10 protein-coding genes are annotated in these 9,955 nt (G+C 67.6%); 9 read left to right on the plus strand and 1 reads right to left on the minus strand.

Going from position 1 to position 9,955, the window contains the following annotated elements:
- From JCM9942_RS06100 to JCM9942_RS06135, 8 genes are all read left to right on the plus strand, one after another.
- On the plus strand, positions 1–933 hold a 933-nt coding region (locus tag JCM9942_RS06100; protein ID WP_054658431.1), incomplete at its 5' end, for a TRAP transporter substrate-binding protein.
- Between the two features lie 11 nt (positions 934–944).
- Positions 945–1,481, plus strand: coding sequence for a TRAP transporter small permease (locus tag JCM9942_RS06105; RefSeq protein ID WP_054658433.1), 537 nt, complete (start codon positions 945–947; stop codon positions 1,479–1,481).
- A gap of 3 nt (positions 1,482–1,484) precedes the next feature.
- Positions 1,485–2,768 (plus strand): TRAP transporter large permease, encoded by a 1,284-nt coding sequence (locus tag JCM9942_RS06110; RefSeq protein ID WP_054658435.1) that lies wholly within the window; start codon positions 1,485–1,487, stop codon positions 2,766–2,768.
- A gap of 87 nt (positions 2,769–2,855) precedes the next feature.
- Positions 2,856–4,445 carry a family 43 glycosylhydrolase gene (locus JCM9942_RS06115; RefSeq protein ID WP_054658437.1) on the plus strand — a complete coding sequence of 530 codons (1,590 nt, stop codon included), beginning with the start codon at positions 2,856–2,858 and terminating at the stop codon, positions 4,443–4,445.
- Between the two features lie 15 nt (positions 4,446–4,460).
- Positions 4,461–5,546, plus strand: coding sequence for a LacI family DNA-binding transcriptional regulator (locus JCM9942_RS06120; RefSeq protein WP_241772641.1), 1,086 nt, complete (start codon positions 4,461–4,463; stop codon positions 5,544–5,546).
- A 214-nt stretch (positions 5,547–5,760) separates the two neighbouring features.
- Positions 5,761–6,516, plus strand: coding sequence for a 2-dehydro-3-deoxy-D-gluconate 5-dehydrogenase KduD (gene kduD, locus JCM9942_RS06125; RefSeq protein WP_054658439.1), 756 nt, complete (start codon positions 5,761–5,763; stop codon positions 6,514–6,516).
- Between the two features lie 72 nt (positions 6,517–6,588).
- Complete coding sequence (locus JCM9942_RS06130; protein WP_054658441.1) at positions 6,589–7,227, plus strand: RpiB/LacA/LacB family sugar-phosphate isomerase; 639 nt, start codon at positions 6,589–6,591, stop codon at positions 7,225–7,227.
- An 86-nt stretch (positions 7,228–7,313) separates the two neighbouring features.
- A complete protein-coding gene (locus JCM9942_RS06135) occupies positions 7,314–8,519 on the plus strand; it encodes a GDSL-type esterase/lipase family protein (RefSeq protein ID WP_054658443.1) in 1,206 nt (401 codons plus the stop codon).
- Positions 8,520–8,533: 14 nt separating this feature from the next.
- Here the strand turns inward: JCM9942_RS06135 and JCM9942_RS06140 are convergent, their stop codons facing one another.
- Positions 8,534–8,932 (minus strand): hypothetical protein, encoded by a 399-nt coding sequence (locus JCM9942_RS06140; protein ID WP_054658445.1) that lies wholly within the window; start codon positions 8,930–8,932, stop codon positions 8,534–8,536.
- A gap of 179 nt (positions 8,933–9,111) precedes the next feature.
- Between JCM9942_RS06140 and JCM9942_RS06145 the strand changes: the two genes are divergently transcribed.
- Positions 9,112–9,816 (plus strand): pirin family protein, encoded by a 705-nt coding sequence (locus tag JCM9942_RS06145; protein WP_054658447.1) that lies wholly within the window; start codon positions 9,112–9,114, stop codon positions 9,814–9,816.
- Positions 9,817–9,955: the final 139 nt, after the last annotated feature.

Here is a 9,955-nt window from a genome sequence, read left to right on the forward strand (position 1 = left end):
GCCGGCGGCGGCAATGCCGGCCGTGGCGGCCAGCTGTTGACCGCCACCGACGTGCATGTGGCCGACTACCCCACGGTCACCGCGGTCAAATGGATCGGCCAGCAGCTCGAACTGCATACCGGCGGCCGGCTGCGCCTGAACCAGTACCACTCCGGCCAGCTCGGCCGCGAGTCCGAGGCCATCGACATGGCCCGGTTCGGCGCGATCGACATCACCCGGGTGTATTCGGGCGCGCTCAACAACGCTTTCCCGCTGACCCGCGCGCTGTGCCTGCCGTACGTGTTCGACTCGGTCGCGCACATGCGCCACGCGCTGGACAGCGGCATCGCCGAGGACGTGCTGCGCGGCTTCGAGAGCCGCGATCTGGTCGGGCTGGCGATCTACGACTGCGGCGCGCGCTCCTTCTACAACACCAAGCATCCGATCGTGGAGCCCAGGCAGCTGCACGGGCTGAAGCTGCGGGTGGCCAGCTCGGACATCTTCCTGCAGCTGATGCGCCTGTTCGGCGCCAACCCGACGCCGATGTCGCTGGGCGACACGTTCTCCGGCATGGAGACGCACATGATCGACGGCGCCGAGAACAACATGCGCAGCTTCCATTCCAGCCGCCATTTCGAGGCGGCCCGCTACTGGTCGCAGAGCGAGCACTCCTACGCGCCGGACATCCTGCTGATGTCGCGCCGCAGCCTGGAGGCGCTGAGCCCGGCCGACCGTGGCCTGCTGCTGGAGCTGGCGCGGCAGTCGGTGCAGCAGATGCGCAGCGCCTGGGACGCCTCCGAGGACAAGGCGCGGCAGGCGGTGCTGGCGGCTGGAGTGGAGACCAACGCGGTGGATATGGCGGCCTTCCGTGCGGCGGCCGCGCCGTTGCTGCGGCAGTACCTGCAGCAGCCGGAGATCGCCGCCCTCCACCGCCGCATCCGCGATTTCGCCTGAGGTCCGTCCTGATGTCCGATTCCAACGCAACTCCGATCCTGACCGGCCCGCAGAAGCTGCTCGAGCAGTTGGCCACGGTGGTCATCCATATCGCCGTGCTCGCCCTGCTCGGGCTGGTCGTGGTGCAGGGCTGGCAGGTGTTCGCCCGCTACGTGATCAACGATTCGCCCAGCTGGACCGAGCCGGTGACGCTGCTGCTGCTGAGCACGACGATGAGCATGGGCGCCGCCGCCGGCGTGCACACCAACCGCCACTTCGGTTTCTACCTGCTGGCCGAGCACATGAACCCGCTGTTCCGGCGCCTGGTCGAGGCGCTGGTGCCGCTGATCATCGCCACCATCGGCGGTTTCATCGCCGTCTGGGGCTGGCTGCTGTGGAGCGACGGCCTGCACATCAAGACTGCTGGCGCCGCGTTGCCGCAGAGCGTGAACTACCTGCCGCTGAGCCTCGGCGGGGCGCTGATGGCGGTGTTCGCGCTCAACCGCCTGCTGCTGTCGCTGCGCGTGGACGTGGCCATGGCCGCCGCCGCTGTTGAAGGAGACCGCTGAACCATGGGTATCGCAATCCTGTTTGCCGTGTTCGGCGTGCTGTTGCTGATCGGCGTGCCGGTGGCCTATGCGCTGGCCGCGGCCTCGCTGGCCACCCTGCTGTACCTGGACCTGCCCAGCATCGTGCTGGTGCAGCAGATCTCCGCCGGTACCGGTTCGGCCTCGCTGATCGCCATTCCGCTGTTCATCTTCGCCGGTGAAATCATGATGCGCGGCGGTATCTCCGAGCGCCTGATCGCGCTGGCCTCCTCGCTGGTCGGGCGCCTGCGCGGCGGCCTGGGCCAGGTCTCGATCCTGTCCTCGCTGTTCTTCGGCGGTGTCTCCGGTTCGGCCATCGCCGATGTCTCGGCGGTCGGCGGCACGATGATCCCGCAGATGGTCAAGCGCGGTTACGACCGCGACTTCGCGGTCAACGTCAGCATCACTGCGGCGCTGGTGGCGCTGCTGGTGCCGCCCTCGCACAACCTGATCCTGTTCTCGGCCGCGGCCGGCGGCGGCCTGTCCATCGCCGACCTGTTCGCGGCCGGCATCGTGCCGGCGCTGCTGATGACCGTGGTGCTGATGGTCACCGGCTATGCGGTGGCGCGCAGCCGCGGCTACGGCGTGGAGCCGTTCCCGGGCATGCGTGCGGTGTTCACCCGCCTGATCGCCGCCCTGCCCGGCCTGGGGCTGGTGGGGCTGATCTTCTTCGGCATCCGCGCCGGCATCTTCACCGCAGTCGAATCGGCGGCGATCGCGGTGGTCTACGCGCTGCTGGTCACCGCCGTGCTGTACCGCCAGCTGCGCATCAAGGAGTTCATGGAAACGGTGGTGCATGCCGCACGCAGTACCGGTGTGATCCTGTTCGTGATCGCCACCGCCGCCGTGTTCGGCTGGTTGCTGGCCTACCTGCAGGTGCCGGCCGCCGCGGTGGAGTTCCTGCAGTCCTTCGCCCACAGCAAGTACGCGGTACTGCTGATGATCGTGGTGATGCTGCTGCTGCTGGGCACCTTCATGGACCTGGCGCCGCTGATCCTGATCTGCACGCCGATCTTCCTGCCGGTGGCCAAGGCCTATGGCATCGATCCGATCCACTTCGGCCTGGTGCTGGTGCTGACCGGTGGCCTGGGGCTGGTCACGCCGCCGGTGGGCTCGGTGCTGTTCATCGGCACCGCGATCGGCAAGATCAGCGTCGGTGAAAGCATGAAGACCATCTGGCCGTTCTGGCTGGCCGGGCTGGCGGTGCTGCTGGTGGTGACGCTGTTCCCCGGCATGTCGCTGTGGCTGCCGGCGCTGCTGCGCAGCTGATGCAACGACGGGGCGGGCGTGCCTGCGGGCGCACCGTTCCGGCTGTCTGATGATCGGGGCCCCGGCCCCCTGCCTGTGGAGAAGAGAATGAACGTGACCCGTAGCCTGGCCGCGCTGGCCCTCGGTTGCCTGCTGGCCGCCGCCCCGGCGCTGGCCCAGGAGGCGCCCTCCCCCTGGAAGCGCGGCATCGAACACCAGCGCCAGGCCGATCTGGGCAATGGCAGTTTCCTCAATCCGGTACTGGCCGGCGACCGTCCCGATCCGTCGGTGCTCAAGGATGGTGACGACTACTACCTCACCCTGTCCTCGTTCGATGCCTATCCCGGCCTGCCGATCTGGCACTCGCGCGATCTGGTGAACTGGCAGCCGCTGGGCCATGCGATCCGCACGAATGTCGGCTCGATCTGGGCGCCGGACATCGTCAAGCACCAGGGCCGTTACTTCATCTATTTCCCGGCGCGCGTGGGCGGCACCGAAGGCAACCTGCGCAGCAACTGGGTGGTGTGGGCCGATGACATCCGCGGCCCGTGGAGCGAGCCGGTCGAGATCGGCCTGGGCAAGTACATCGACCCGGGCCACGCGGTGGGCGAAGACGGCAAGCGCTACCTGTTCCTGTCCGGCGGTGATTACGTGCAGCTGGCCGACGACGGCCTGAGCGTGGTCGGGCAACCGAAGCACGTCTATGACGGCTGGCGTTATCCGCAAAGCTGGGACGTGGAAGCCTACGCCCAGGAAGGCCCGAAGATCAGCTTCCGCGCCGGCTGGTACTACATGACCACCGCGGTGGGCGGCACCGCCGGCCCGCCGACCGGGCACATGGTGATCACCGCGCGTTCGCGTTCGATCCACGGGCCGTGGGAGAACTCGCCGCACAATCCGATCACGCGCACCGTCAGCCGCGCCGAGCCGTGGTGGTCGCGCGGCCACGCCACGATTGTCGAAGGCACGGACGGCCGCGACTGGATGGTCTATCACGGCTACGAGAACGGTTACTGGACGCTGGGCCGGCAGATGCTGCTGGAGCCTATCGAATGGACAAAGGACGGCTGGTTCGTGGCCAAGGGCGGCGATCTGGCCCGTCCGCTGGCCAAGCCGGCCGGCCAGTCGCAGGCGCATGGCATGGCGCTGTCGGACGACTTCCGCGGCGACACGCTCGGCGCGCAGTGGTCGTTCTTCAACCCGGCGCAGGACGAGTACCAGCGGCTGGGCTTCGGCAAGGACGGCCTGACCCTGCAGGGCAAGGGCCGCACCCCGCGCGATGCCTCGCCGCTGACCGCCATCGCCGGGGATGTGGCCTACCAGTTCGAGGTGGAAATGGAGATCGAACCGGGCGCCTTCGGCGGCGCGCTGCTGTTCTACAGCGACCGCCTGTATGCCGGGGTCGGCAGCAACGGCGAGGATTTCATCCTGCACCGCTACGGCGATGAGCGCCCCACCCGGCCCCGGCCCAGTGCCACCGGCGGCAAGCTGTGGCTGCGGGTCACCAACAACCGCCATATCCTCACCGTGCACAGTTCCCGCGACGGTACGAACTGGGAAAAGTATCCCGTTCAGATGGAAGTCTCCGGCTACCATCACAATGTCTCCGGTGGCTTCCTTGCCCTGAAGCCGGCGATCTACGCCGCGGGGGACGGCAAGGTGCACTTCCGCCAGTTCCGCTACCGCGCTCTTGATTGAACGCGGATCGCTAGAATGCCTGTATTGAACGGTTTCAAGGACATCGCCTTGCGCAAGAAAGCCGACACCGACCCCACCTCCCGCCCGGTAGGACGACCCGCCACGATCAATGACATCGCGCGGCTGTCCGGGGTTTCCAAAAAGACGGTGTCCCGGATCATCAACAACTCGCCGCTGGTGCGCAAAGACACCCGCGACAAGGTCGAGGCGCTGATGCGCGAGGTCGGCTACGCGCCCGATCCGCTGGCCCGAGGGCTGGCGTTCCGGCGCTCGTTCCTGATCGGCATGGTCTATGACAACCCCACCGCGCAGTACGTGGTGGACATGCAGAACGGTGCGCTGGACGCGCTGCGCGGCTCCAGCTTCGAGCTGGTGGTGCATCCGTGCGATACGCGCAGTCCCGGCTATATCGAAGGCGTGAAGCGTTTCGTGCAGCAGCAGAAGCTGCATGGGGTGATCCTGGTCCCGCGTGCCTCCGAAGACCAGGCGCTGGCGGACATGCTCGAGGAGATCGGCTGCCGCTTCACCCGCATCGCCGCACTGCCGCTGGATGACACCTCGCAGATGGTGATCACCCACGACCGCGATGGCGCGGCCGAAGCGGCCGACTACCTGCTCTCGCTGGGCCATCGCGACATCGCGCTGATCACCGGCCCGACCGCCTACCGCTCGGCGCATGAACGCACCGCCGGCTTCATCGAGGCCCTGCACAACCGCGGCATCGAACTGCCGCCGGCGCGCATCATCGAGGCCGGCTACACCTTCGAATCGGGTGTGGCCGCGGCCGAGAAGCTGTTGCTGGGCAAACAGCGACCGACCGCGATCTTCACTGGAAACGATGAAATGGCCGCCGGCGTGTACAAGGTGGCCATGCGCGCCGGCATCAGCATTCCCCGGGAACTGTCGATCGTGGGCTACGACGACAGCCCGCTGGCCTCGCGGCTGTGGCCGTCGCTGACCTCGGTGCGCCGCAATACCCGTGACACCGGGCGAACAGCGGCCGCGATGCTGATCCAGCCCGAGGGCCACAGCCCGCTGCCGATGGCCAGCGTGCGTCCGCACCTGATCGTGCGCGATTCCTGCCAGCCGCCGCAGGACTAAACCCCCAACAGTTTGTTTTCAATGGATTTGTGTGATCTTGCGCTGCAAAATGACACCGGTTTCCATAATTGGCTAGAATGGCCGCGAACGGGCCGGAACCTCACCGTCAGGCCCTGGCCTACGCCCGCACCGGCGGCTGCAATGCCGGCGCACCCCCTCCGGCGACCCCGCCGGCATCACGAACCCGAACCACCGCTTCAGGGAGAGGAACACCATGACGAATCCATTCAGTCTTGAAGGCAAGGTCGCGCTGGTCACCGGCGCCAATACCGGCCTGGGCCAGGGCATCGCGCTGGCACTGGCCGCCGCCGGCGCCGACATCGCCGGCGCGGGCATCGTGCCGGCCGATGAAACCGCCGAGAAGGTGCGTGCGCTGGGCCGGCGCTTCCTCAATATCGAGGCCAACCTGATCAGCATCGAGCCGGTCGAGCGGGTGGTGGCCGAAACCCTCGCCGGCCTCGGCCGGCTGGACATCCTGGTCAACAACGCCGGCCTGATCCGTCGCGCCGACGCGGTGGACTTCAGCGAGAAGGACTGGGATGACGTGATGAACGTCAACATCAAGTCTGCGTTCTTCATGTCGCAGGCCGCCGGCAAGCATTTCATCGCCCAGGGCAGCGGCAAGATCATCAACATCGCCTCGATGCTGTCCTTCCAGGGCGGCGTGCGGGTGCCGTCCTACACCGCTTCCAAGAGCGGCATCGCCGGCATCACCCGCCTGCTGGCCAACGAATGGGCCGGCAAGGGCGTGACCATCAACGCCATCGCCCCGGGCTACATGGCCACCGACAACACCGCGCAGCTGCGCGCCGATGAAGACCGCAACAAGGCGATCCTGGATCGCATCCCGGCCGGTCGCTGGGGCAAGCCGGAAGACCTCGGCGGCACCGCCGTGTTCCTGGCGTCCAGCGCCTCGGACTACGTCAATGGCGCGATCATCCCGGTCGATGGTGGCTGGCTGGCGCGCTGATTCCCGTTTCCCGCGTGCCGGCCGCCGCCGTGCACGCTTCATGCAATCCCGTACTGAATAGAGAGTTCCGCAATGAAAATCGCATTGATGCAGGAGTTCAGCCAGGCCGCCAAGAACCCGGTGGTGCTGGAACAGCTCAACACGGTGGCTGCCGCGCAGGGCCACACCGTGTTCAACGTCGGCATGGACGGTGACAACGACCACCGCCTGACCTACATCCACCTAGGCATTTGCGCGGCGCTGCTGCTGAATTCCAAGGCCGTGGACTTCGTCGTCGCCGGTTGCGGTACCGGCCAGGGCGCGCTGATGTCGCTCAACGCATGGCCGGGCGTGTTCTGCGGCTACTGCATCGAGCCGACCGACGCGTTCCTGTTCGCCCAGGTCAACAGCGGCAACGCGCTGTCGCTGCCGTTCGCCAAGGGCTTCGGCTGGGGCGCGGAAATCAACATCCGCTACATCTTCGAGAAGGCGTTCGCCGGTGAGCGCGGCCAGGGTTACCCGGCCGAGCGTCGCGAATCGCAGATGGCCAATGCCGGCATCCTGGCGCAGGTCAAGCAGGGCGCTTCGAAGGACTTCATCGAAGGCCTGAAGGCGATCGACCCGGAGCTGGTGAAGCAGGCCGTCGGTGGCGAGCGCTTCCAGAAGGCGTTCTTCGACAACGCCCAGGACGCGGACATCGTCGCCTACGTGAAGGGCGTGCTGGGCAAGTAAGCCGGCCCGCAGCTGTATCGCCCTTGCAGGGCAGACAAGGGCGCCCAACGGCGCCCTTGTTGTTTCACCTTCCACCGCCGGAGCCCATGCCGATGAAACGCCACGTCCCCTTGCTGCTTGCGCTGCTGTCGCTGGCCGGCCTCGCCAGCGCCGCCCCTCCCGCGCAGCGGGTCTTTATCGCCGCCGATTCCACCGCCGCCACGTACGGCCCGGAGCGCGCGCCGCAGGCCGGCTGGGGGCAGATGCTGCAGAGCTGGCTGGACCCGGGGCAGTGGCAGGTACGCAACCATGCCATCGGCGGGCGCAGCACGCGCAGCTTCCTCAATGAAGGGCGCCTGCAGGCCATTGAAAAGGAACTGCGGCCCGGCGACGTGCTGCTGATCCAGTTCGGCCACAACGACGCCAAGTTCGAGGACCCCACGCGGTACACCGATCCGGATACCGACTACCCGGCGTTGCTGTCGCGCTATGTGGCAACCGCGCGCGCGAAGGGCGCCACGCCGGTGCTGATAACCCCGGTCGCGCGGCTGCTGTACGACTTCGGCGCGCTGCTGGACACCCATGGGCTTTACACCCGGTCAATGCAGCGGCTGGCGCGCGAGCAGAATGTGCCGCTGATCGATCTCAATGCCAGCTCGATGGCCTGGATCCGCGCGCTGGGCGAGCAGGGCGCGCAGCCGTACTTCATGTTCGTGCCCGAGCAGGGCAAGGCCGATGGCACCCATTTCAGCGCGGCCGGTGCCACCGCGGTGGCCTGTCTGGTGATGCGGGGCTGGGTGGAGCTGCAGCCGGAAATGAAGGCCATGCTGAAGCGCGATATCGATTGCGGTGCGGTCACCTCGTCGCCGACAGCGACAGCGACAGCGCCCCGCAGCGCTGCAACCGCCCTGGCTTTGTCCTCGCCTGCAGCAGTACCGAAGATCGAGGTGACGAACCCGCACGGCTCACAGGTGATCCGTGAACAGGACATCGCCCGCGAACAACCCGGTCCGCACGGCGGCGCCGGTCCGACCACCGCCTATTCGTTCTTTGCCGACGTGGCCGATCTGCCGTTCGTGCTGCGCAAGCGGGTGCTGCACAAAGGCGCCGGCATCGGCCTGCATCCGCAGCACAAGGACGAGATCTACTACATCGTCAGCGGCCGTGGCCGCTATGTGCTCGATGGCACGCACTATGACGTCGGCGCGGGTCACGCGCTGCTGACCCGCGCCGGCAGCACGCATGCACTGCAGCAGCACGGCGAGGCGGATCTGGTGCTGCTGCTGGCCTATCCGGCGATCGCGCCGCGCTGAGACCGGCGCAGCGCTCAGACGGCGCCGGCAACACCACGCTTGCGTGACCACCTCGCGCTGGTGGCCGCACCGTTCAAACTGCCTGCCGTTGCAGCAGTGCCCTGGATCGCCCGGGCCCAGGGTTTGCGGCCCTGAGGCACAAAACAGTGCCCAGCACCGTCGCCGGTTTCCACTGCCAGCGAATGGGGCAGCAGCGGAACCACATTGAACAGCCGGGTCCAGCACCGCCGCCGCCGGAGGATATCCGCCAGCGGAATCCCGGTTTTCCCGGTTTGCCCATTGAACCGGTGCGTGATGACGTGCAGGCGCCGGTCGGTCGGGAACCGCCGGCCACCGACGGTTTCGCTGCCGCGCTGCCGAGTGGCGGCGGCTTCGCGCAGCAAGGTTTCGTCGCGATCATGGGCCGGGCGCATGCGGGCGGATCCCAGAGCGGGCAGGGCCGGGCGGCACTACCGGCGCCGGTGAGGCGTCCCGCCGGTCCGGCACATCATCTCGCAAAGGGAAATGATCCTTTGCCGCCGGGCGCGTTTTTGCCGGACGCGCCGCGCCCTAGACTGCACCCCTCACATCCATCGTTCCACAGGAGCACGCCATGATTGAACGTCGCCCGTTCGCCAGCCTTGGGGGAGCCAATCACGGCTGGCTCGATGCCAAGCACCATTTTTCGTTTGCCGGTTACCACGATCCGGCGCGCATGCACTGGGGCGCATTGCGGGTGTGGAACGACGACACCATCGCCGCCGGCGCCGGCTTCCCGCCGCATCCGCATGCGGACATGGAGATCATCACCTACGTGCGCGAAGGCGCGATCAGCCACCAGGACGACCAGGGCAACCGCGGCCGCACCGTGGCCGGCGATGTGCAGGTGATGAGTGCCGGCAGCGGCATCCGCCATGCCGAATACAACCAGGAGCCGGGCGTCACCCGTATCTTCCAGATCTGGATCTTCCCGGAGCAGCGCGGCGGTACCCCGGCCTGGGGCGCGAAGCCGTTCCCGCGCGGTGAGCGTTCCGGCCGTTTCGTGGCGCTGGCCAGCGGCCTGCCCGGCGATGACGAGGCGCTGCCGATCCGGGCCAACGCGCGGGTGTCCGGCGCCACGCTCAAGGCCGGGGAGAGCACCGAATACCGTTTCAGCGATGCCAGCCGTCACGGCTACCTGGTGCCGAGCACCGGCAACGTCGAAGTCGACGGCGTGCTGATCGAGGCCCGCGACGGCGCCGCGATCAGCGGCGTGGACACGATCGTGGTGCGCGCGCTGGAAGATGCCGAGCTGGTGCTGGTCGATACCGCGGCCTGATGCCCGGTCATTGCCGGAGGCACCAGGACAACGGCGCGTGACACCGCGCCGTCTGTCTGCCGGTTGCCGCAGCTCCCAGCGGACGTCACTCCGGCGCTGCGTCCGGGATCTGTTCCGCCGCCGCAGACGCCTTGCGGCG

Source organism: Stenotrophomonas pictorum JCM 9942, assembly GCF_001310775.1.
Classification (GTDB): domain Bacteria; phylum Pseudomonadota; class Gammaproteobacteria; order Xanthomonadales; family Xanthomonadaceae; genus Stenotrophomonas; species Stenotrophomonas pictorum.

Bases quoted from the DNA above. Each gene is read 5' to 3' on its own strand.
- JCM9942_RS06105 (WP_054658433.1), top strand. From the start codon at position 945: ATGTCCGATTCCAACGCAACTCCGATCCTGACCGGCCCGCAGAAGCTG.
- JCM9942_RS06110 (WP_054658435.1), top strand. From the start codon at position 1,485: ATGGGTATCGCAATCCTGTTTGCCGTGTTCGGCGTGCTGTTGCTGATC.
- JCM9942_RS06115 (WP_054658437.1), top strand. From the start codon at position 2,856: ATGAACGTGACCCGTAGCCTGGCCGCGCTGGCCCTCGGTTGCCTGCTG.
- JCM9942_RS06120 (WP_241772641.1), top strand. From the start codon at position 4,461: ATGCCTGTATTGAACGGTTTCAAGGACATCGCCTTGCGCAAGAAAGCC.
- kduD (WP_054658439.1), top strand. From the start codon at position 5,761: ATGACGAATCCATTCAGTCTTGAAGGCAAGGTCGCGCTGGTCACCGGC.
- JCM9942_RS06130 (WP_054658441.1), top strand. From the start codon at position 6,589: ATGAAAATCGCATTGATGCAGGAGTTCAGCCAGGCCGCCAAGAACCCG.
- JCM9942_RS06135 (WP_054658443.1), top strand. From the start codon at position 7,314: ATGCCGATGAAACGCCACGTCCCCTTGCTGCTTGCGCTGCTGTCGCTG.
- JCM9942_RS06140 (WP_054658445.1), bottom strand. From the start codon at position 8,932: ATGCGCCCGGCCCATGATCGCGACGAAACCTTGCTGCGCGAAGCCGCC.
- JCM9942_RS06145 (WP_054658447.1), top strand. From the start codon at position 9,112: ATGATTGAACGTCGCCCGTTCGCCAGCCTTGGGGGAGCCAATCACGGC.